The following is a 22,542-nucleotide window of genomic DNA, read 5'->3' as shown; positions in this document are numbered from 1 at the left end:
GCAATTCATCACAGACCAATTCCTTTCATGGCCTGGGTTACGAGCGGAAGCAACGCTTCTTGCCCAGCGCCAGCTCTGGCCATGGCAGCTGTGCCACTTAAAAACGTTATTAAAAATCGAGCATGTAGTTGTGCATCCACATGAAGGTTTCGCTGTTTCGCTTCTTCGTCATGAGTGAACACATCGACTAGCGCTTGATAGGCAAACTGGCTAACTTCTTTAATTTTTGCCACCGCCGTTTGAGGGATACACTCTCCTTCCGCCTCAGAGACGCAGAGCGAAATGTAACACCCTTTCGGGGTATTTTCACAACATTGGCCACTAATCACCGAGCTCAAATAAGCTTTTAGACGAGTTGATAAATCACTTTCAACGGCAAATAATTGCTGACGATGCACAAGATCAACACTTTCAACATAATGCTCGGTTGCCTTCACAAACAAGACTTCTTTATTGCCAAAAGTGGCATACATGCTGGGTTTGTTAATTCCCATTGCTTCGGTCAAGTCACTTAAAGACGCGCCTCCGTAACCTTTTTTCCAAAAAACCATCATTGCTGCTTTGAGAGCCTGACTTCGGTCAAACTTAATCTTGCTGTTACTTGGCACTTACCTGCTCCACGTGACTTACTCCGGTCAAACTTACCACTGTTCTACTAACACAATACTAAGTGTCCACTAAAAATAGCAGTTGACAGCATTATACCGATCGGTACAATCACCGCAACTTTACCGATCGGTACAAAGTAAATTTAATTAACTTAATAGTAAAAAAGGAAATCTTATGCGCTTTTTAATCAAAGACAAAGTGGCACTAGTAACAGGTGCTAATCGTGGTATTGGCAAGGCTATTGTGGAGTCATTTATTAGCCATGGTGCTAAAAAAGTATATTTGGCGGTCCGGGATCCTAAAAGTACTGCTGAGTTATCAGAGCAGTATGGCAATAAAGTCGTGACATTGACCCTCGATGCAGGAGACGCCGAGTCAATCACATTAGCCGCTTCTCAAGCAACAGATGTTGATGTTGTGGTTAACAATGCGGGTGTTTTAGAAGTTGCAAGTCCCTTATCAGATAACGTTGAAGAGGCCTTGGCCCATGAGTTTAAGGTAAACGTTCTCGGCCTAATCCGCGTGGCTAACGCTTTTGCCCCTGCATTAAAAACGAAAGAGTCTGCCGCCTTTGTGCAATTAAACTCTGTGGCATCAATCGTTAACTTCACGCCTTTCACCACCTATTCGGCGTCAAAAGCGGCCTCTTATTCTGTGACTCAAGGCTTGAGAGACGAGTTGTCGCCCTTTGGTGTTCAGGTACTTAGCGTGCATCCAGGCCCCATTAACACCGACATGGCCAGTAAAGCCGGCTTTGAAACCTCAGATACCGTTGAAAGTGTATCTGAAGGTATTGTAAAAGCGCTTGCCGACGGTAAGTTTCACCTGTTCCCTGACGCCATGGCTAAACAAATTCAAGGCGCTTATCAGAGCTTTTCAGATGCAATGATTACTGCGCCATCAAGCGCTCAATAATAGACGTTCAGGGTGCAGTGAGCGGCGCCCTTATGATGGCAATCCCAACAAGTTGAGACTCAAAATGACTGATAAAGAAGATTACGTTCCCCCAAAAGTCTGGGAATGGAAAAGCAAAAATGGCGGCAATTGGGCCAGTATAAATCGCCCCATAGCAGGGCCTACCCACGATAAAACGCTACCCAGAGGCCAACATCCTCTGCAACTGTACTCTATGGCAACACCAAACGGACAAAAAGTCACCATCATGCTCGAAGAGCTACTGGCTCTTGGTGTCAAAGAAGCAGAATACGATGCGTATTTAATCAAAATTTCTGAGGGTGAGCAGTTTTCAAGTGGCTTTGTGGACATTAACCCCAACTCTAAAATTCCAGCCTTATTGGATTTGTCTGGCGAGCAAGCAATTAATGTATTTGAATCAGGTTCAATACTTGTTTACCTCGCTGAAAAATTTGGGCAACTGCTCCCCAAAGACACAATACAGCGCACAAAAGTCATGAACTGGCTCTTTTGGCAAATGGGCTCTGCGCCTTATCTTGGTGGCGGATTTGGTCATTTTTACGCTTACGCACCCAGTAAAATGGAATACCCGATTGAACGTTTTACCATGGAAGTAAAACGCCAACTCGATGTATTAAACCGCCAACTTGCTAATAACACCTACATTGCGGGTGACGATTATTCAATTGCTGACATTGCGATTTGGCCTTGGTACGGGGCGCTAGTACTTAATTTAGTATACGAGGCCGCTGAGTATCTTGATGCTGACTCTTACCCTCATGTAAAGCGTTGGGCTAAGGCCATCTTACTGCGACCAGCAGTGCAAAGAGGACGTCGCGTTAACCGAGTGTGGGGCGAAGAAAGTGAACAACTGCCCGAGCGCCACAGTGCACAAGACTTTACCATTAAGTTTATTAAGTAAGAACATTACGTCGAATACAGGTTAGCGATCCACTCGTTAACCTGCCAATATAGGTAGGGACTGATAAAACAGGTTAGGCAGCTACTACGCTCTATTCTGCCTCAGTCTTGTTGCTTTATGCGAATGCCGATAATAGGCAAACTGTGACTAAATAACAGCAGGTATCCATTGAATTCTTTTATGCAAATTAGCGCTTTAGTCATTTTCGTCACTTTGTTTTACAGCGCTCGCTTACAAGCCAAGGAAAAAATCACTGTTGCCTTTGGTGAAATATTAGCTCCATGGGTACTCGCGGATACGAACACAGGTATCATTATCGATATTTTTGATTCGGCAATGACTCCTTTAGGTTATGAAATTGAAAAAATTTACTTGCCCTACGCTCGTCGTTCCAAGGCCTATAAGAATGGTACGGTTGATGTAGTCTCAGACATGAACTCAAACACCATTGAAAAATATCAACTTCAAGGCTATATGTCTGAGGTGGCCTATACCTACCAAAATTATGCGTTTAGTTTAAGAAAACGTCATGTCCAATTGACTCAACTTAGCGATCTTGAAAAATACAGTTTACTTTCATGGCAAGATGCGACAGTCCATTTGGGCGCAGACTACGCACTTATGGCAAAAAATAATCCGCGCTACAGTGAAACTTTTGATCAATCCATGCAGGTCAAAATGTTATTTCTCGAACGTTTTGATGTGGTCCAAATGGACGCCACTATTTTTGATTACTATCGAGCGAATATCGCCGCGACCAATAACATAGACATGACTCAAAAGGTTGACCGACAAGCCATATTTGGCGCCAGTCCTAATGGATTTATGTTTAAATCCGAAAAAATGCGTGATGAATTTGACCGACGATTACGCCACTTAAAAGCAAACGGTCAATATCACGCTATTTTTGAGCGCTATGTTAGGAATTACTAAGCCAATATCTCTTTACTCCCCACTCCATGTTAGCGGTCACTGATTATTTGCTGGTTAAAACCGAGTTCCACCAAACGATTAAACGCCTCACAAACATTTTGTGGCACAGCTTGCGGTATCTGATACCCCTTGGCTGGATACACCATTATACGTTGTAAGTCCCCGACCATCAGATTGATAAACTGCTTAACATCATCGACCATAACAAGATAATCCTTGAGACTCACTTGATAAGAAGTCACAGTGACGGGTATATCAACAAATTGCTGCTTAAAAGTGGCGAAGGCTCGTCGCTCTAAATACGGCTTACACACCAGTATTACGCTCTGAGGCATTCGTCCTTGTTTGGCCAACAGTTGCATCGAAAACCGAATATTCTCAACACAATTGCTGGCGTGAGTCTCAAGCCAAATATCACGGGTGGCGACCCCAGCTTGTACAGCAAGCTCAGCAAAACGTTGTGCTTCAGGGGCTTGTTTAGCTAGTTTGGTCAATTTTCCATAGCCCCCACTGAATATCAGCACATCACTCATCTTTTGCTGATAAAGCTCTGCGGCTCTGTGGGCAGCAAAAAGCTCATGACTGCCCATAACAATTATGCAATCTGCCGGCTTAATCTCATGCTTTAACTGGTGGTAATCCCACAGGCTAGTGAGGAGTGGGTAGATATCGTCGCGAACGCCATCTAGCATCAAGCTCAGCTCAGTGCGTAGAAGGTTTGACTGAAGAACGGCAGAGCTAATTGTCCACTTTCATCGAGCCGGTGCGCCACGTAGTGGCACCTACTGGCGCAAATTTCGCTTTGGTATTCCACTTTGGTTTGATCAAACTAAGCGGAATTTCTCGCTTTCTTGCTTCGATGATATAGATCGCACTGAGCCAACCTAAGTATTTTTCACACCACGTTAGCCAATTAGATTCAGGGGCCAGACGGCGCCCCAAAAAAAGCTCAGAAAATACCGAGCGGCGCACCGAAGTGATTTCAAAGCCGAGTAAATGAAGCCAATCTTTGGTGCGGGTAAGACTAAAAAAACGTGCGTGATGCAGAGGATTACTGCGCTTAAAGGGCAAATACTTGAACAGCCCGCATAAACTCCAGGGATTAAATCCTACCAAGACTAAATGACCATTTGGAATAATTGTTCTGACTACTTCACGTAAAATTTGATGGGGATCTTTGGCAAAATCTAATTCATGAGCTAACAAAATAGCATCAACACTATTTTCAGCTATGGGCAAGGAATCAGGTTTGCCCACTACATGGCTATAATCTTGTGTTTTGCGTGTGAGATTAAATCTATGTTTAATGGGGCATTGAGCAAGGGTAATTTCACTACTCAAATTACCGAGTCGTAATAAATGGTAACCAAAAAATTGACGACTTGATTCAGCCAAGGTGGCCTCAACAATATCACGTAAGGCCTCCCCCATGGGCAAATCCTGCCACGAGTTGGGGTATTGGGGTGCGGTGTGAGTTAAGGCTGGTTTCATCAAATTATGTTAACCTAGTTCTTAAATAAGATCTTCAAGCAATTGTTTGTCATTTGGCCAAAAACTGCAACTGTCGATAGGGTACGGCGACAGCCAATAAAGTTAAGGCTCAAAGAATAAGGAGTAAGGGTGTCTTTACAGATCTCGGCTATTAAAGCCTTTCAAGATAATTATATATGGTGTTTGCATAACAGCAGCTACTGCTACGTGGTGGATCCGGGCGATGCACAGCCAGTTATCGAATTTTGCCAAACTCACAAACTTTCGTTGAAAGGGATCCTAATTACTCATCATCATTGGGATCACACTAATGGCTTGTCAGAGCTCGTGGCGACCTTTGGTGATATCACTATTTTTGGTCCCCACAACCCCAAGATTGATTTAATTAATGTGCGCGTAGGTCAAGGCGACAGCCTTAAGTTACCAGAACTTGATTTGGACTTTACCGTCATGGAAGTACCAGGTCATACCCTCGATCATATTGCCTATTATGGCCTTGGGCGATTATTTTGCGGTGATACCTTGTTTTCTGCCGGATGCGGTCGTTTATTTGAAGGCCAACCAGCGCAAATGCATGACTCTCTAAGTCAGCTAGCGGCTCTGCCAGGAGATACCCTAGTTTATTGCACTCACGAATACACCTTAGCCAATATAAAATTTGCGCTTGCGGTTGAACCAAATAACCAAGCCTTACTCGAATACCACCAATGGGCCCAAGCGCAACGTGCAACTGAGCGTGCGACCTTGCCAAGTTCAATCACCAAAGAGCTTGCCATAAACCCATTTTTACGGTGCCAGTTAGACAGTGTAAAACAAGCGCTTTTAGACCATCGCAACACTCCGTTTAGTACAAATGAAGATACCTTTGCCGCGCTAAGACGCTGGAAAGATGAGTTTTAATCAGTAGAATGCGAAAGCAATGCATTAATTGAGGGTGTTATGCCCTTAACTATGAGTACCAATATCCACAAGGAAACTGTCTGTGCGAGTAAAAATTATAAGTATCCTTGCCATGAGTGCACTTCTATCGGCCTGTCAAATGACGCCGAACGAAACAAGTGATAACCAAGAATTAGACCAAGAACACCAAATTGCTGAACAAATTAGAGTCTCCTGTGAACAATCAGGGGAACAAGTGGCTGACATTTTTGATTGTGATTCTGCTGAAGCAGGCACCATTCCGGTCACGCATCCGGTAGATGAAGTGGTCGTAGATGAACTAGAGGCACCTGAAGAAGTCGCTGCAGTTGATGAGGAGATTGTTGATATATGGCAACGGATCAGCAAGCAACTTAACTTCGAAATTATTGATGATAAACGGGTGACCGAGCAACGAGATTGGTATTTGCGTCATCCCGCTTATATGGAGCGTGTTGCTAAGCGCGCCAAACCTTTTTTACACCTTATTGTTGAAGAGATCGAAAAGCACAATATGCCCCTTGAACTGGTGCTGTTGCCTATTGTTGAAAGCGCCTTTGATCCCTTTGCTTATTCCCATGGCCGCGCAGCTGGAATGTGGCAGTTTATTCCTGCTACTGGCAAACGTTTTGGCATGAAACAAACCTGGTGGTATGACGGACGCCGCGACGTACTGGCTTCCACTAGAGGAGCTATCGCCTACTTGACCTATTTAAATACTATGTTTGACGGCAATTGGTTGCATGCCTTAGCCGCTTACAACAGCGGCGAAGGTAGGGTAATGGCTGCTATTAAGCGTAACAAAAAAGCCAATAAATCCACCGAATTTTGGGCGCTTGATTTACCTCGCGAAACTCGTGCCTACGTGCCTAAATTGTTGGCGTTAGCGGATATCCTAAAAAACAGCGAAAAATACAATTTTGTTTGGCCTGAAATTGAGAATCAGGCCTTAACCCAAGCGGTTGATGTAGGCTCACAAATTGATTTAGCCTTAGCTGCACAAATGGCGGGGCTGACAGTAAAAGAACTGCATGCATTGAATCCTGGCTACAACCGCTGGGCCACGGATCCTGATGGGCCCTTTGAGTTATTATTGCCAATTGATAAGGTCAGTCAGTTTCAACAAGCCTTGGCAAAAACCGACAGTAAAGAACGCTTAAACTGGGTGCGCCATAAAGTTAAAGGTGGCGATAGCCTGTTAAAGCTCGCTGACAAATATCACACTACCGTAGACATTATTGCGCAAGTCAATGAGTTAAAAGGCAACATGATCCGCCAAGGTGACTACTTAGTCATCCCTGTGGCGCTCAAATCTCTTGATTCTTATAGTTTGTCGCAAGACCAGCGTTTAGTGGCAACCCAATCTAAAAAACACAGCGGGGCCTTTAAGTTAAGTCATGAAGTAAAAAGTGGCGATACCATGTGGGATATCAGCCGCAAATATAAAGTGAATTTACGCAGCTTAGCTAAATGGAATGGCATGGCGCCGACCGACCCTCTCATACCGGGTAAAAACCTTGTGGTGTGGGTGGACAAAGTCACTGATAGTCAATCGAATAACGCCATCATGCGCAGCCTAACTTATACCGTGCGAAGCGGCGACTCGTTAGCCAGAATTGCAGATAAATTCAAAGTGAGTATTAAAGACATCCAGCAATGGAATAAAATAAATGCCAAAAAATACTTACAACCTGGTCAGCGTTTGAAAATTTATGTTGATGTAACGCGGACCTAAACGCCCATTTAGCCCTAAAGACATTGAAATAGCGGCTTAACATCCTTTGCTTTAACGCAGGCAGCGAATGTTAAGCTCTCTAATAGAGCCCTAAAGTAGAACACTATGCACACCTTAGCACTCAAAGTTCCACCTCTTGCGCAGATTATCATTGCCATCGCCTTAGTTTATGCTATCTCGCAATTATCCATTGCCCCTTTTCGCTTTGCCTTAACGGATACCCTAAGTGGCCTGTTTTTATTAGCTGGCGCTATTGTCGCATTTATGGGCCTTAGGCAGTTTCGCCTTGCGAAAACGTCCACTAACCCACTCAATCCAAATAAGGCCAGTAGTTTAGTCACCTCTGGCATTTACCAATACACCCGCAACCCGATGTATTTGGGTATGGTGTTAGTGCTCATTGGCGCCATTATCGAATTTGCTAGCCTGCTGGGCTTTATCGTATTGCCCTTGTTTATTAGTTACATGACACAGTTTCAAATTAAGCCTGAAGAACGTATCGTAGAGAGCTTATTTGGTGAGGAGTATGTTGAATACAAACAACGAGTGAGGCGTTGGATATAACGGCCTTACACAGAATTATTGCGAGTTAGCCAGCCAACTTGGCAAATCCAGTATTGGCGGCGCTGTAGCACACATGTCTACGGTATCTATGGCAGCTAAATTTTGTGATAACTTGCTAAAATTGTTTTCAAAGACTCAATCTCGACCGGTTTAGTTAGGTAATTGTTCATACCAGCATCGAAACACTTCTGTTTTTCGCTCGTCAAGGCGTTTGCCGTTAGGGCGACAATAGGAATTTGACTGAACACTTCACCCGCATCACCTGCTCTTATGCGCCGAGTTGCTTCGTAACCATCCAAATTAGGCATTTGACAATCCATCAGAATGACATCATACGTTGTCGGACGAGCTTGCTTGAGCATATCAATCGCTTCGAGTCCATCATTGGCAACATCGACGTTCACCTCAATACTTTCTAAAATGGCGAGCATGACTTGTTGATTAATGAAATTGTCTTCAACCAACAGAAGTCTTAAATGAACAAAAGATGGCATCGACGCCCTATGCTGTTGCTGACTCAATGGGGCTAAGGGAGCCGGCACACCAAGCTTAATTGAAAATTTGAACGTAGAGCCCTTCCCTATTTGACTCTCGACACTAATATTGCCCCCCATCAACTCACACAACTGTTTGCAAATAGCCAGTCCCAATCCGGTACCACCAAATCTTCGGGTCGTCGATGTGTCTGCTTGAGAAAAAGAGTCAAAAAGAAAAGGTAGGGCGGTTTCACTTATACCCATGCCGGTATCACGTACTTCAACATCCAAACGCAGATAATCGTCAATGTGGACCAGATGATATAGAATATTAATGCCACCGGTTTCGGTAAACTTAATGGCGTTTGACAGCAAGTTATTTAATATCTGTTTTATACGGTAAGGGTCTCCCACCACCCTAGTTTGTTGACTTTGAGGTTTGCTCAAATCTAGCAGCAAGCCCTTTTTACTCGCTTGAAATTGTTGATCATGCACAAGCTCAGAAAGAAACTGATCGACATCAAATTCCATAAGCTCGATAGCAAGTTCACCAACCTCTATTTTTGAAAAATCTAAGATATCATTGATGATAATCATTAGTGAGTCAGCACTTCGTTTAGCAGTTGCAATAAAATCCGCTTGGTCTTTGTTCAGATTAGAACGGGCAACCATTTCAATCATGCCAATGACACCATTCATAGGTGTGCGAATTTCATGGCTCATATTGGCCAAAAATGCACTTTTTGCTTCCGTAGCGGCCTTGGCTTCCATTTCATGTTGAATGGCAATATCCCTCTCTTGTTTGAGCTCTATTTGTTTCGCTACAACGTTTTTGCGCGCTAAGTGAGCAAACCAACTCAATAATGTACTCATGGACATGGCAAAGAAAAAATGTTGTACCAAGGGCATTTCAAGAACGAAGTTCACAGTAATCCAGCCCAACCAATTAAATAAAATAGCCGCAACCCAATGGTAACGATTAGACAGTACAATGCCTGAGGCAATAATGGTCACGAAGATATTAGTGGTTTGTTCAGGAGCATGAGACAACCATAAATGCAACAGGCTATTGCTTGTGCCCATAACTAATAAAGCCAGAATGCCAAGGCTCTGCTGAGTACTCGAGATGTGAGCAGCCATGCGGCCCAGCATAAAACTCACCGTGGCTGTCACCAATGCAGAGGTGATTAAGACCCACTTAAAATCGTCTTGCAGAAAAAAAAAGTGGGCTAAGGTGAGAAAAAAGTAGAGGACAGCAAAAAAGTATGCCACTGAGCGAAGTTGAACCATGGCGTCATTGCTGTCTTGATTTACGAGGCTGTGTTGACTCATCTAAGCTCCAAACTAAGCGTTGTACCAATGTATATTAGGCCAATGGTCAATAAAGACCCCGTACCATACTAATAAATAAACTAAAAATTATAAAAAAGGCAAATAACCCTAGGTTAGTTGCCCTTTTCATATTTACCGGTTCGCTGCTTTTTCGCTAATTTTTAGCGATGAATCAGGCACAGAGCAATCAAAGCCCTTTTGTATCAACTACCCTCGGCGCCACGTCGTGCCGTTAGGTCCGTCTTCTAGTACGATATTCAAGGCTTGAAGGCCATCGCGGGCCACGTCAGCTGCTGCCCAATCTTTCTTGGCTCTGGCATCGTTACGGGCTTTGATCAGCGCTTCGATTTTGGCAACATCATCATCACCATTCGTGCTTAAGCTAGATTGTAAGAATGTCTGAGGAGCTTGATGCAATATCCCCAATACAGCGGCAAGTTGGCGTAGCACACCAGCTAAGTCTGCGGCCTTTGCTTGGCCTTCTGGACCGTTATCTAATTTTGCTTTATTTAAATCTCGGGCCACTTCAAACAACACGGCAACGGCTTCTGGTACATTAAAGTCATCGTCCATCGCCGCATTAAAACGCGCCAAATAGGCGCCCAATGTTAAATCAACCGCCATGTTAGGCTCAATATCACGCAATGCCGTGTATAAGCGCTCTAAACCTGAACGGGCTTGTTTGATGTTATCTTCTGAGTAACTTAACTGACTGCGATAATGGGCTGACATCAAAAAGTAACGCAGGGTTTCAGCATCATATTGATTGAGTACATCACGCAAAGTAAAGAAGTTCCCAAGGGATTTTGACATCTTAACTTGGTCAACCTGTACCATCCCAGCATGCATCCAGTAATTCACATAAGGGGTGTCAAAAGCGCAGCATGATTGCGCCACTTCGTTTTCATGATGGGGAAAAATCAAATCTGATCCACCACCATGAATATCAAAATGTTTACCAAGGTGTTTCTGATTCATCGCCGAACACTCAATGTGCCAGCCAGGTCGACCTTCTCCCCAAGGTGATGCCCAAGCTGGCTCGCCCGGTTTAGCCGTTTTCCATAGTACAAAATCCATCGGATCCCGTTTATCGTTATCCACATCCACGCGCGAACCCGCATGTAATTGCGTTAAATCTTGTTTGCTAAGTTTGCCATAATTACTGTAGCTATTGACCTCAAATAATACATCCCCCGAGGGCGATTGATAGGCAAAGCCTTTTGCAATAAGCTTTTCAATCACATCAATAATTTCAGGAATATGCGTGGTAACCCGTGGCTCGATATCGGGCTCAAGTAAATTAATCGCGGCAAAGTCTTCATGCATCTTGGCGATAGTACGCTGAGTTAATTGCTCCATGGTTTCGTTATTTTGCTGAGCACGCTGAATTATTTTGTCGTCAACATCGGTGATATTTCGCACATAATTCACTTCATAGCCCCGTGAGCGTAAATAACGCACCATTAAATCAAAACTTAAATACGTACGAGCATGGCCCATGTGGCTCAAGTCATACACAGTGATACCACACACATACATACCCACTTTGCCCGGTTGCAATGGCTGGAATAGCTCTTTTTGTCGAGTAAGTGTGTTGTAAATATGCAGCATTACGTTTTCCTATTTAGGCTGTGGAATAATAAAAAACGCCGATTCTAGCATTGTGAAACTCGCCTCGCATTAATCAATCAGTGCTAACTGCTTAAAAACTTACTTTGTTTAGTGTTAGAATGAGCGCTTTATTGACATGTTGACGTTACAGGACAACTTAATGGTTAAACTACATACAAATTATGGCGTAATCACCCTTACGCTTTTTGCCGATAAAGCACCGCTTACCGTGGCTAACTTTTTGGAATATGTGAAAGAAGGTTTTTACGACAATACTATTTTTCACCGTGTTATCGACGGCTTCATGATCCAAGGTGGCGGTTTTGGTCCAGGTATGGAACAAAAACCAACTAAAGACACCATCAAAAATGAGGCAAACAACGGTTTAGCCAACAACGAAGGCACAATCGCGATGGCGCGTACTAACGCTCCTCACTCTGCCACTGCACAGTTTTTTATTAATGTAAAAGACAACAGCTTCTTAAACTTCCGCAGCGAAACACCCGATGGTTGGGGTTACTGTGTATTTGCTGAAGTGTCTGAAGGCATGGACGTTGTTGAAAAAATTAAAGCGGTAAAAACAGGCAATTCTGGTTATCACCAAGACGTACCTGTTGAAGATGTCATTATTCAAAAAGCAGAAATCATCGAATAATTTTTGCCTCTACTACCTACGCGCAACACTTTGTTAGTGTTTGCACGTAGGTTTTTCCAGCCAAATTACATAAAAGCACCATGCTCCCAACGACCTACTTTATATCTGACTTACATCTTAGTGCTGAGCGCCCGGATATCAGCGACTGTTTGTTTCGCTTTTTACAGGAACAAGCCGTGCAAGCAGAGGCACTGTACGTATTAGGTGATTTATTTGAAGCGTGGATTGGTGATGATGATCAAAGTGCCTTTAATCTCAGTGTTGCAGATGCGTTTAAAGCCTTGGCCGACACCGGTGTAGCGGTTTATTTTATCCACGGTAATCGTGATTTTTTAGTACGCAACACCTTTGCCAAACAAGCCGGATTTACCCTATTGCCAGAGCAAGTTGTCGTTGATTTGTACGGCACACCTACCCTGTTAATGCACGGTGATGAACTGTGTACCCGTGATGTGGCGTATCAGAAGTTTCGTCGCAAAGCCCGTGGTTGGTGGTGGCCTCGTTTAGTGCTTGCCCTGCCGCTGAGTACTCGACGCAAAATCGCCGAAAATGGCCGGAAAACCAGTAAGCAAAACCATGCAAAATTAAGCATGGATATTATGGATGTCACCCCACAAGACGTAGTTAAAGCCATGGAAACCCATCAAGTGACTCGGCTTATTCATGGCCACACTCATCGCCCTGCTATTCACGCTTTAACGGTCAATGGCCAAGCAGCCGAACGCATTGTATTGGGCGATTGGTACGATCAAGGCAGCATTTTGAAAGTTGACCCAAATGGCATAGAGCTAAGCAATCAAGCCTTTAACTTTAGCGCCAATGAATAGGTAGCCAGCACAAAAAAGCCTAATGTCGCCACCTACTTTTCCCCTCGCCTAGCACTAAGCTCAATAATATTTTTGTCATCTCGCTGCCACAAAAACGACACAGTAATGCCGCGTAATTGTAAACAAACTGTCGCCTGAGTTTCACAAAGCTCACCTAAGCTACTGTGCGTCAACTAGGTCGAGAATTCACTTTCGACCCTCACACACAAAACCGCAATTAGGATAGACAACGATGAATAAGACTTACAAAGCAGCTTATGGCGTGCTGGCATTAGCCGTGTCCACCGCCCTTAGCGCAGAGGTTGTACCCGCTTATCAAAGCGCTGATAACTGGTACACGGATGCCCAAACAAAACTCACGCAAAAACTCGAAACCAACAATAAATTCAAAGCAAAAAACGTTATTTTGTTTGTGGGTGATGGCATGGGTATTTCTACCCTCACTGCGTCTCGCATCCTAAAAGGACAACAAGCCGGTAACAGCGGTGAAGAAGGCTATTTAAGCTTCGAGGCTTTTCACCATACCGCCCTAGTTAAAACCTATAACGTTGACGCCCAAACTCCTGATTCAGCCGGTACCATGACGGCGATGATGTCAGGCCTAAAAACTGACGTTGGCGTCATAGGGGTAGATGAAGACGTTGAGCGCGGCGATTGCAGCACAGCCAAAGGCAATGAGGTGACTACCGCTTTAGAGTTAGCTGAAATCAAAGGTTTGTCTACCGGTATTATTTCTACTGCCCGTATTACTCATGCAACACCTGCGGCGACTTACGCTAAATCAGCAGACCGCAACTGGGAAGATGACGGCGACATGCCTGCAACTGCACTTGCCGCCGGTTGCACCGACATTGCCAGTCAATTAGTGAATTTTGAAGCCAACCTTGAAGCTCGGTTTAAAGGTGTGGATGTAGACGGAATCGACGTAGTCATGGGCGGTGGACGTCGCTCGTTTTTACCTAAGGACGCTGCCTTTAACAGTGCTGATGCAGTAAGCGAAGTCGAAGGTGACCGCACTGATTCCAAAGACTTGACCGCTCAGTGGCAAGCCCATTATCCACAAGGTAAGTACGTGATTGACCAAGCGGGTTTTGAAGCTGTTGATGCGGCCACCACCACCAAACTGTTTGGTTTATTTAATGAATCACATATGCAATACGAAGCAGACCGCGCAAATGATGTTGCAGGCGAGCCTTCAATTGCGCAAATGACTGAAAAAGCCATTGATATTCTGGATAACAATGAACAAGGGTATTTCTTGATGGTTGAATCAGGCCGTATCGACCACGGCCATCATGCAGGCAGTGCTTACAACGCTCTAACCGATGCAATTGCCTTATCTGACGCCGTTGAAAAAGCGGTCGCGATGACCAACCCTGACGATACCTTAATTTTAGTCACTGCCGATCATGGCCACGTTTTTACCATCGCCGGATACCCAAAACGTGGTAATCCCATCTTAGGAAAAGTGGTATCGGTTGGCTCTGATGAAGCCGCGTTAGACGCCGAGGGCATGCCTTACACCACAGTGGGCTACAACAACGGTAATGGCTTTCATGACCTAGGCAACGCGACTGATGCAGATTTAAGCTACGGCCAAGACATTGCGCTAGGCCGTGCAGATCTTACCACTATCGATACTACCGCCAGCGGTTATCACCAAGAAGCGTTGGTCCCCCTTAGTGACGAAACCCATTCAGGCGAAGACATTGCCCTACATGCACAGGGGCCCGGCGCCCAGTTGGTTCAAGGTGTGATTGAACAAAGTGTTGTGTTTCATTTAATTGAACAAGCGCTCGACTTAATTCAGGAATAGGCAGAAAAGCATCATGAAAACATTAAAATTAACAATGATAGCCATGGCAGTAATGGGCTTGTCAGCCTGTATGGATGATGGAAACGACGGCACGAATGGTAGTGACGGCGCAAATGGTAGCAATGGCTTAACCAGTTTAGTGCTACAAACTAACTTAGCTGTAGGCCATGCCAACTGCCCCAATAGCGGCGTGCAAATCGACTCTGGTCTTGATGCAGATGCCAATGGCACGTTGGATAGCAGCGAAATCACCAGCACCGATTATGTATGTGCCCCAGGCATCAGCAGTGTAAGCTCAAGTGAGTTACTCACCAACCTCAACAATGACTGGTTTGTTGATGGCCAAGAAAAAGTCGCTCAGGCGCGCAGTGCGTGGTTAAACGCCACGAACACTCAAGTAAGTGTTAGCACCAACAGCGGTGTTGCGCTTGCAGCTAAATCAATTGAACGCTTGCGCGGCAGCGCTAAAAACGTGATTTTATTTGTAGGTGACGGCATGGGTGTATCAACCGTAACGGCCGCTCGCATCCTTGAAGGACAGTTAAACGGTGAGCTTGGTGAAGAACACCAGTTATCATTTGATACCTTTCCTTTTGCGGGCTTATCTAAAACCTATAATGTTGACTCACAAACCCCCGACTCTGCAGGCACCATGACGGCCATGATGAGTGGCGTAAAAACCGACATCGGCGTTATTGGGGTAAGCGAAGCGGTTGAGCGAGGTAATTGCAGCACCGTTAGCGGCCACGAATTAATTACTGCCCTTGAACTGGCTGAAATTGCGGGCAAATCTACGGGTATCATCTCTACCGCCCGTATTACCCATGCCACTCCAGCGGCCACCTATGCAAAATCAGCAGATCGCAACTGGGAAGACGATGGCGATATGCCCGCCGCCGCACGTGAAGCTGGCTGCACCGACATCGCTGACCAATTAGTAAACTTTGAAACTAACTTAGAAGCGCGCATTGGTGGTATTGATGTGGATGGTATCGAAGTTGTTATGGGTGGTGGACGTCGTTCATTTTTGCCCAAAGACGTGGCTTTTAATAGTACTGATGCGGTCAGCGCAGTAGAGGGGGACCGTACCGACGGCCGTGATTTAACCGCTGAATGGCAAGCCAAATACACCAGTGGTACTTATGTGATGGATCAAAACGGTTTTGATGCGGTAGACCCCGCCAATACCACCAAGTTGTTTGGCTTGTTTAATGAGTCTCACATGCAATACGAAGCGGATCGTGCCAACGACGTAGCAGGCGAGCCTTCTATTGCCCAAATGACTGAAAAAGCCATTGATATACTCGACAACAACAGCGAGGGCTTTTTCTTGATGGTTGAGGCCGGTCGTATTGACCACGGTCACCACGCAGGCAGTGCATACAGCGCCCTAACCGATACTATCGCCTTATCTGATGCGGTGAAAAAAGCAGTTCAAATGACCGACATGAGCAATACCTTAATCATTGTTACCGCTGACCATGGCCACGTATTTACCATTGCCGGTTACCCTAAACGCGGCAACCCTATCTTAGGTAAAGTGGTCGGTGTTGGTTCACAAGAGCCAGCCCTTGCCGCCGATGGTATGCCCTACACAACTTTGGGCTATACCAACGGAAATGGGTTTAGAAACCTAGGTGACGAAACCGATGCTGATGCTGGTTATAACCTCCCTATTGCCGCGGGTCGCCATGACTTAAGTGATATCGACACCACCTCACCGGGTTTTCACCAAGAGGCACTCGTTCCCCTTTCATCTGAAACCCACTCAGGTGAAGACGTAGGCATCTATGCCTCAGGCCCTGGGGCCTTATTAGTCAATGGCACCAACGAGCAAAGCACCATTTATCATGTAATGGAGTTTGCCGCTGATTTAAGTACTAAGGCCAATGCCAAGCAGTCAATTGAATAAATTGTTAAGCAAATTAAGGGCGCAGTGACTTGCGCCCTTTTTCCCTTTACCTGTTAACGACTTTAAGCCACTCAAACGCCTATTTTTCACTTTGGAGTAAACCGTGAAAACCGTATTTTTTTCAATGCTGTTACTGGCAAGCCAACTTAGCCACGCACAATGTGATATCGATCCAACACATCTGCGCGCAGAATATACCCTGCAAACCCACAAAAATGACCAAACTGCGCAAAAAAGTTCACTGATATTATGGCGAGATGGCCATACCGTTGCCCATCAATTTCCACAAACCAACATTACCGAATCATGGTATTTGTTAAAAAACCAACACATTAAGCCCACTCGCTTTTTTGATCATTATAAGCGCGCCATCGAATATCAACCCGGCGAAAAGGTACATGGCAAAAGTGAAAAAGACTGGCTATATCGCTATCAGTTAGTCTCGCAGGCCTTACTTTCACAACTTGAACTAAGCAGTGAAAGCGGCGAAGGCTGCAACCAAGAGCAAACCTTTAGCAAAGACACCCCTCAAGGAAAGATTGTAGTGAAATGGCTACCCGCACTGAATCTACTGAGCTATTTCAGTTCCACCGTGGGTGGGCAACAAGAAATATGGCAACTGATTAACAAGCAAAGTGATTCAAGCCAAATTCAGGCCTTTTTTGCCCAGCGTAACGCTTATCAAAGTACCGACTTTGCCGACATCGGCGATGATCACAGCGACCCCTTTTTAGCCAAAATGATCAACCTTGGTTTTGTCGAACATGGCGCCTCAGGGTTTTATAATGCCGACGGTCAAGCAATTGGTGCTGAGCATAATCATTGATAGCTTTATCAGCCACCTTGCAAGTGGCTGAATGTTGTAGAAGCTGTCCGTAACGGATGTTATTTAGCTGCGAAGCTGTGCATTCTTCTCGACTCATTGCTCCCCGAATACCGCGGATTAAAACAGGGCAAAATGCATGGATGCATTTTGAGTGACTCCGCGCCGGGAGCGCGTATTCACGACCTGTTTTAATCAAAGGTATGAAGGGAATAGAGCAATGCCGGAGAGCGGCTTCTTTTGCCTACTTTTCTTAGCTGTTGAAGAAAAGTATGGTCGGTTGGCATGGATGCCAACCGAAAAATGGCAGGGACTGTCAGTACGCGCAGCGCATAGTCGCTGTGACCGCAGGCCATGCTGTATCGCGAAGCGATGCCTAACTCTCGACTCCAACTTACCCGATTTAAGGCGCAACTTGGCAAATGACCAGACAGGATGTCTGGGCAAGGTGCGGTGAGCACAAGGATGTGCTCTCCGCGCCGGTTTGAAAACAAGTTGGGCTTAAATTGGAATAGTAAGTTGGCCGGAGAGCGGCATTTTTTGCCTATTTTTTGCGGCTGTAGGCAAAAAGTATGGTCGGGCGGCAGGGACGCCGCCAGAAAAACGCAATGGATTGCAGTGTGCGAAGCACATAATCTTAGTCGCGTAGCGATAACTTTGCGGCGCGTAGCACCTTGTTAAAACGTTTCTTTCAACAGATTCAACATGTCATCTACTGACAGCTTAGTCACCGCGTCATTACCTTCTAGCAAATTATCCGCTAAGTCGCGTTTTTGCTGATGCAAGGCGACGATTTTCTCTTCAATGGTGTTTTGGGTAATCAACCTATAGATAGTCACAGGCCGAGTTTGGCCAATGCGATGGGCACGATCAGACGCTTGCTCTTCTACTGCCGGATTCCACCAAGGGTCCATGTGTATCACATAGTCTGCTGCGGTTAAATTTAAGCCTGAACCACCGGCTTTTAGACTAATTAAAAAGATATCGCCTTCACCGCGTTGAAAGGCGTTAACTCGCTCTTGTCGCTGTTTTTGCGGGGTTGAACCGTCAAGATATTGATAGCTAAACCCTTTGGCTTCAATGTGCTGCTTAATTAGTTGTAAGTGGCCCACAAACTGGCTAAAGATCAGTGCTTTGTGCTTGTTGAGTTGTAGCTCCTCAAGCAATTCATCTAGAGCGGCCAGTTTGGCGCTGGGAATATCGGTTTCAGCCATAACTAGTTTAGGATGACAACAGGCTTGGCGCAGTTTCACTAACTCTGCAAGCATCTTAATTCGTTGCTCGCCAGGGTTGGTTTGTTGGTTGTTTTGGCTGATATTATCGATGGCATTCAGTCGTAGCGCTTCGTAAAAATCGCGCTCTTGTGGGCCCATTTCAACGCGAATATTAATGTCGGTTCGTGGAGGTAATTCGGTTAATACTTGGTTTTTCATGCGCCGCAAAATAAAGGGTTGGATCAAGGTTTTTAAGCCTTGACTGGCCTTACGTGCCGCAAGAGGTTCGTCTTTTACATTGTCCATGGGCAGTGCAAACCGTTCGCTAAAACGTTTTAAGTTGCCAAGTAGTCCAGGGTTAATAAAGCGAAATAAACTCCACAGCTCGCTAAGATTGTTTTCAATGGGCGTACCTGTGGTGATCATCTTAAAATCCCCCTTTAAGGCACAAGCCGCTTTGGTGCGTTTAGCCAGTGGGTTTTTCAATGCCTGAGCTTCATCGGCAACAATCGTATGCCAGTGCACTTGCTTAAGAATGTCGCTTTCACGCTGCAATAGACCATAACTGATGATCACGCAATCAAATGGGCTTAAATCGTTTAACAAGTTTTCGCGTTGCAGGGTATTACTGGAGTCAGCGAAGAGTTTGATATTGAGCGTGGGGGCAAACTTAAGCGCCTCTTGTTGCCAATTAAAACACACCGAAGTCGGTGCAATCACCAAACTGGGCCCTTGACTAGCCCGCGACAGGATAACAGCCAAGGCTTGTAGGGTTTTGCCCAAGCCCATGTCATCGGCTAAACAGGCCCCTGCCCCCCAATGCGCCAAGCGGGATGCCCAGTCAAAACCTTCTAATTGGTAGCTGCGCAGTTGCGCTTGAAAGGTAGAAGGAATGTGCGGTTTTATGTTATTGGCTTGATGCATTTTTTTGGTTTGCTCATCCCAAGCATGCAGCGTTTTCATGCGCATGCCACTAGTGGCTTCTGCTATTTGTAAGCTGGCTAAAGCATGAAATTTACCGTCATCGCTAACTTGGTTGATAAGCTCAAGCTTGTGACGTAGGTCTTGTGATAAGGCGAGTATTTGTTCATGGCCAAGCTCGATAAACCGACCATGACTGGTTTTAACCAGTTCGAGCAACTTACGCAGTTCAAGCACTTGTTGATTGTCTATTTGCAGTTCGCCGCTAATATCAAACCATTCATTTTTTTGCCCCAAGGCTAGTTGGAGATGCTCGCTACCTAGGGCTTTAGTTAAGCTGATTTTTTTGCCTTTGGGCCAACGCAACAGTAAATCGAAAGCGTTTTGACGCATAGCGGTTTCGAGTTGTTCTAGTGCTTCGAGCGCGGTTTGTAAGTCATCTAATAGCAAGCTGTTATCTGGCATAGCTAAAAAAGCGGGGCAGCTTTGGTCGAGCAGATCAAGTAAGCTTTCTTCGCGCACTAAGTCTCGCTGGGTTGCCATGCGCTTACCGTTTAGCTCGGTGGTTAAACTGGCACTGCCTACACCGGGTTTAAAGGCTGGCCCTTGTTCACCAAAGGGCATCACCACGCAAGTAAAGGCCAGTCCTTGTTGATGGGGCTGAATGTTCACCACCAAATGGGGATCACAGGGGTGATGTGCTAAACCGGTATCTAACTCAGTAATATCTGATTGAATATTTAAAAATGATGCAATAGCGGCAATGCCATCTAGGGCTTTTTGTTTAGCACTAATAGGAATAAGCAAGCCCGACTCACCAATGATCTCGGCGACTTTCAGATGGTCAGCTGAAAACACCGTAAGCTGATATTGCCTATGATTAAGCGATTTTAAATCATAGGCAGACTGTCCCTGGTATTCACTGATATCGGCGGGCAAATCAGCAATGCTTAAACACAACTGCTCGCCTTGCTCACTGACCAATAATTCTGGCTCACGCTGAGTTATCTCGATGTTTTGATCTAAGTCGTCTGTGTGGTAAAGATTGTCGATACCCACCGCGGCCTCTAGGGCTGATAAACCTTGCAGAACGTAATCTGTCTTAGCGTAATAGCCCCATTGCTGATACATCTCAATCTCGCGGCAAAGCCGTTTATCGCTGTCGCTTAGATACTCAATTTGGGCAAATTCTTCTTTTAAGCGTTTAAGCGAAACGCTGCGCCCCTTACTCCAGCCTGCTTTACTCAATTTTTGCTCACGGGCCTTAAATTGGTGAGACAAGCCAGGCTCAAGCTCCCAAATTAAACGCACCGGTTTGCTTGGGCTTTGTTTCTCTGTTTGGGTGTTTTTTTCGCTGTTTGGATTCAGCGCAATCAGTTTATCCAGCGCTAAGTCCCACTCTGACTTGGTGGTTACTAGGCTGCAAATATCGATTAATTTTGATCCGTGATTTGGTTCGTGCTTTTTATTGCTCTCTTTCTTACTGAAGCACGCCGCCATTTGCTGACAAAAATCGGCAAATAAGGGATAAGCAAGCTGGTTAAAATGAGTCTGATATTTTACGGCTAACTTGGCCAAGGTAGGATCTTTAGGGTGGTTACACCACACATTTGCCAGCAAGTAATTAAAATAACTCAGTTGATGGGAGAAAAAATCGAAGTCTTCATCTACTCTGCTGTAATGAATATTGCCAGTGTATTTTTCCCCGTTTGATAAACACATAATGGGTTTTGCCACACTTTGACTCAGGCGGATAAAATCCCCCGTAACCTTACGGTCACTCTCTTCAAATTCCACTTGCTCTAGGGCAGTGGTAAAATAACTGACATCCTCTTGGTTGGCATGAACCACCAGGGCCAGCTTGTAAAAATAACCTAAGACATCGTTTAAATATTGCTTTTTACGTTTAGCGATTTTGTTTTTTGCTACTAAGGCTTGCTCAAAAAACGCAATGGCTTGGCGGTTATCACCGCTTAAAAAAGAATGGGCACCTAGTAACTGTAATCCATAGCTTGTGCTGTCTTGTGCATGTTGCACCCGAGCAAAATCAGCAAAGCGTAACTGGTATAAGTACTGCTCTGCGAGCAAATGCTGACAGTCGATATTATATGCGGGGCTACTTGGCTCTGAATGAGCCGCGCATACTTTTTCTAATAATTGAATGGGGTAATCAAGACTTTGCCCCTGCATTTGAAAGGTTCTAATTAAGCTAGCAAAAGCCTGATATTGTATAACCAGAGGCACTTGTAAAAACGCGCTAAGCTCAAAAGGTAAAAAGAATAATTCAAGTAAAATCTGATTTTGCACATGATCAACCACCTGAGGATTTTTATGACACTCAAAGGCTGCGGCTAGCTTGTCTGTTAAATCTAAAAAATACAGATCACGGATGACTCTATGCTTATCGGCCACCTTGTTCTGCCAACTGTAACTATTAACTACCGGCACTACGTGTTCGGCGGCTTTGATAATTTCAAGCAGCAATGTAGGGCTTTTCTTGAAAGGCATAAAAGTAAATAAGTGATGAAATTGTTCTACTTCGGCACTTAAGCGGTTTGCCAACAAGGTATTGATTTTCATGCCTTCTAGGCTAAATGATACCAGGGCATTTTTACTGAGTTGATCGCGACTTTCTTTAGAAAATACGTAGGCTTTTGGCCCCTTGGGTAACAGATACTGACCATCTAAGATGTCAAAAACCTTGGCTAGTTTGGCTAAACCAATCGGTTTATAGATCACCGCCAATACGACTAAAACCGTCTGTTCGGTTTCATTTAGGCCTAAAAAGTGTTGATACAAGGTGTCTAATTGTTGCTGTACTGGCGACTGAATTAAAGCAGCGAGCTTCATAGTGATACGATTCTTAGA

Annotated in this window: 17 protein-coding genes; 11 read left to right on the top strand and 6 right to left on the bottom strand. The window is 45.0% G+C overall.

Annotated elements, in window-relative coordinates:
* Positions 1-8: 8 nt before the first annotated feature.
* Positions 9-608 (bottom strand): TetR/AcrR family transcriptional regulator, encoded by a 600-nt coding sequence (locus ACEN2L_RS09070; protein WP_441743359.1) that lies wholly within the window; start codon positions 606-608, stop codon positions 9-11.
* Positions 609-783: 175 nt separating this feature from the next.
* Here ACEN2L_RS09070 and ACEN2L_RS09065 point away from each other — a divergent pair, with 175 nt between their 5' ends.
* The 3 genes from ACEN2L_RS09065 (at position 784) to ACEN2L_RS09055 (ending at position 3,379) form a co-directional block, all read left to right on the top strand.
* Positions 784-1,524, top strand: a complete 741-nt coding sequence (locus ACEN2L_RS09065) for an SDR family oxidoreductase (protein WP_441743357.1) — start codon at positions 784-786, stop codon at positions 1,522-1,524.
* 64 nt (positions 1,525-1,588) lie between these two features.
* Positions 1,589-2,446 (top strand): glutathione-dependent disulfide-bond oxidoreductase, encoded by an 858-nt coding sequence (gene yghU, locus ACEN2L_RS09060; RefSeq protein WP_306021037.1) that lies wholly within the window; start codon positions 1,589-1,591, stop codon positions 2,444-2,446.
* A gap of 180 nt (positions 2,447-2,626) precedes the next feature.
* Positions 2,627-3,379, top strand: coding sequence for a substrate-binding periplasmic protein (locus ACEN2L_RS09055; protein ID WP_441743355.1), 753 nt, complete (start codon positions 2,627-2,629; stop codon positions 3,377-3,379).
* Positions 3,380-3,408: 29 nt separating this feature from the next.
* Here the strand turns inward: ACEN2L_RS09055 and ACEN2L_RS09050 are convergent, their stop codons facing one another.
* The gene (locus tag ACEN2L_RS09050) at positions 3,409-4,071 is read right to left on the bottom strand and encodes a YdcF family protein (RefSeq protein WP_441743353.1); all 663 of its coding nucleotides are present in this window, start codon (positions 4,069-4,071) and stop codon (positions 3,409-3,411) included.
* 46 nt (positions 4,072-4,117) lie between these two features.
* A complete protein-coding gene (locus ACEN2L_RS09045) occupies positions 4,118-4,870 on the bottom strand; it encodes a methyltransferase domain-containing protein (protein ID WP_441743351.1) in 753 nt (250 codons plus the stop codon).
* Positions 4,871-4,999: 129 nt separating this feature from the next.
* Between ACEN2L_RS09045 and gloB the strand changes: the two genes are divergently transcribed.
* The 3 genes from gloB to ACEN2L_RS09030 all read left to right on the top strand — a co-directional run bounded on the left by gloB (position 5,000) and on the right by ACEN2L_RS09030 (position 8,087).
* Entirely contained in the window at positions 5,000-5,770 is a 771-nt protein-coding gene (gloB, locus tag ACEN2L_RS09040; RefSeq protein WP_441743349.1) for a hydroxyacylglutathione hydrolase, read from the top strand.
* Between the two features lie 82 nt (positions 5,771-5,852).
* The gene (locus tag ACEN2L_RS09035) at positions 5,853-7,523 is read left to right on the top strand and encodes a LysM peptidoglycan-binding domain-containing protein (RefSeq protein ID WP_441743347.1); all 1,671 of its coding nucleotides are present in this window, start codon (positions 5,853-5,855) and stop codon (positions 7,521-7,523) included.
* 105 nt (positions 7,524-7,628) lie between these two features.
* Positions 7,629-8,087, top strand: coding sequence for a methyltransferase family protein (locus tag ACEN2L_RS09030; protein WP_441743345.1), 459 nt, complete (start codon positions 7,629-7,631; stop codon positions 8,085-8,087).
* 95 nt (positions 8,088-8,182) lie between these two features.
* Here the strand turns inward: ACEN2L_RS09030 and ACEN2L_RS09025 are convergent, their stop codons facing one another.
* Both ACEN2L_RS09025 and cysS read right to left on the bottom strand, forming a co-directional pair.
* Positions 8,183-9,895 carry an ATP-binding protein gene (locus ACEN2L_RS09025; RefSeq protein WP_441743344.1) on the bottom strand — a complete coding sequence of 571 codons (1,713 nt, stop codon included), beginning with the start codon at positions 9,893-9,895 and terminating at the stop codon, positions 8,183-8,185.
* 207 nt (positions 9,896-10,102) lie between these two features.
* Positions 10,103-11,506, bottom strand: a complete 1,404-nt coding sequence (cysS, locus tag ACEN2L_RS09020) for a cysteine--tRNA ligase (RefSeq protein WP_441743342.1) — start codon at positions 11,504-11,506, stop codon at positions 10,103-10,105.
* A 160-nt stretch (positions 11,507-11,666) separates the two neighbouring features.
* Here cysS and ACEN2L_RS09015 point away from each other — a divergent pair, with 160 nt between their 5' ends.
* From ACEN2L_RS09015 to ACEN2L_RS08995, 5 genes are all read left to right on the top strand, one after another.
* The gene (locus tag ACEN2L_RS09015; protein ID WP_306021046.1) at positions 11,667-12,161 is read left to right on the top strand and encodes a peptidylprolyl isomerase; all 495 of its coding nucleotides are present in this window, start codon (positions 11,667-11,669) and stop codon (positions 12,159-12,161) included.
* A gap of 80 nt (positions 12,162-12,241) precedes the next feature.
* Positions 12,242-12,988: a UDP-2,3-diacylglucosamine diphosphatase gene (lpxH, locus tag ACEN2L_RS09010; RefSeq protein WP_441743340.1), complete on the top strand. Its 747-nt coding sequence runs from the start codon at positions 12,242-12,244 to the stop codon at positions 12,986-12,988.
* Positions 12,989-13,220: 232 nt separating this feature from the next.
* Complete coding sequence (locus ACEN2L_RS09005) at positions 13,221-14,804, top strand: alkaline phosphatase (protein WP_441743338.1); 1,584 nt, start codon at positions 13,221-13,223, stop codon at positions 14,802-14,804.
* Between the two features lie 13 nt (positions 14,805-14,817).
* A complete protein-coding gene (locus tag ACEN2L_RS09000; protein WP_441743336.1) occupies positions 14,818-16,716 on the top strand; it encodes an alkaline phosphatase in 1,899 nt (632 codons plus the stop codon).
* A gap of 103 nt (positions 16,717-16,819) precedes the next feature.
* Positions 16,820-17,542 carry a hypothetical protein gene (locus ACEN2L_RS08995; protein ID WP_441743334.1) on the top strand — a complete coding sequence of 241 codons (723 nt, stop codon included), beginning with the start codon at positions 16,820-16,822 and terminating at the stop codon, positions 17,540-17,542.
* Between the two features lie 674 nt (positions 17,543-18,216).
* Here ACEN2L_RS08995 and ACEN2L_RS08990 read toward each other — a convergent pair.
* Entirely contained in the window at positions 18,217-22,524 is a 4,308-nt protein-coding gene (locus ACEN2L_RS08990; RefSeq protein WP_441743332.1) for a DEAD/DEAH box helicase, read from the bottom strand.
* Positions 22,525-22,542 lie beyond the last annotated feature (18 nt).

Origin of the sequence: Flavobacterium sp. W21_SRS_FM6 (assembly GCF_052119645.1) — a bacterium.
GTDB lineage: Bacteria > Pseudomonadota > Gammaproteobacteria > Enterobacterales > Alteromonadaceae > Paraglaciecola.
The sequence above is the reverse complement of the archived record's forward strand: the minus strand, read 5'-3'. Positions and strand labels throughout refer to the sequence as shown.

What these genes read in the sequence shown, in the direction of transcription:
- ACEN2L_RS09030 (WP_441743345.1), top strand. Translation starts at nt 7,629, where the DNA reads ATGCACACCTTAGCACTCAAAGTTCCACCTCTTGCGCAGATTATCATT.
- ACEN2L_RS09050 (WP_441743353.1), bottom strand. Translation starts at nt 4,071, where the DNA reads ATGCTAGATGGCGTTCGCGACGATATCTACCCACTCCTCACTAGCCTG.
- ACEN2L_RS09055 (WP_441743355.1), top strand. Translation starts at nt 2,627, where the DNA reads ATGCAAATTAGCGCTTTAGTCATTTTCGTCACTTTGTTTTACAGCGCT.
- ACEN2L_RS09005 (WP_441743338.1), top strand. Translation starts at nt 13,221, where the DNA reads ATGAATAAGACTTACAAAGCAGCTTATGGCGTGCTGGCATTAGCCGTG.
- ACEN2L_RS08990 (WP_441743332.1), bottom strand. Translation starts at nt 22,524, where the DNA reads ATGAAGCTCGCTGCTTTAATTCAGTCGCCAGTACAGCAACAATTAGAC.
- ACEN2L_RS09025 (WP_441743344.1), bottom strand. Translation starts at nt 9,895, where the DNA reads ATGAGTCAACACAGCCTCGTAAATCAAGACAGCAATGACGCCATGGTT.
- ACEN2L_RS09000 (WP_441743336.1), top strand. Translation starts at nt 14,818, where the DNA reads ATGAAAACATTAAAATTAACAATGATAGCCATGGCAGTAATGGGCTTG.
- yghU (WP_306021037.1), top strand. Translation starts at nt 1,589, where the DNA reads ATGACTGATAAAGAAGATTACGTTCCCCCAAAAGTCTGGGAATGGAAA.
- ACEN2L_RS09015 (WP_306021046.1), top strand. Translation starts at nt 11,667, where the DNA reads ATGGTTAAACTACATACAAATTATGGCGTAATCACCCTTACGCTTTTT.
- lpxH (WP_441743340.1), top strand. Translation starts at nt 12,242, where the DNA reads ATGCTCCCAACGACCTACTTTATATCTGACTTACATCTTAGTGCTGAG.
- ACEN2L_RS09065 (WP_441743357.1), top strand. Translation starts at nt 784, where the DNA reads ATGCGCTTTTTAATCAAAGACAAAGTGGCACTAGTAACAGGTGCTAAT.
- cysS (WP_441743342.1), bottom strand. Translation starts at nt 11,506, where the DNA reads ATGCTGCATATTTACAACACACTTACTCGACAAAAAGAGCTATTCCAG.
- ACEN2L_RS09045 (WP_441743351.1), bottom strand. Translation starts at nt 4,870, where the DNA reads ATGAAACCAGCCTTAACTCACACCGCACCCCAATACCCCAACTCGTGG.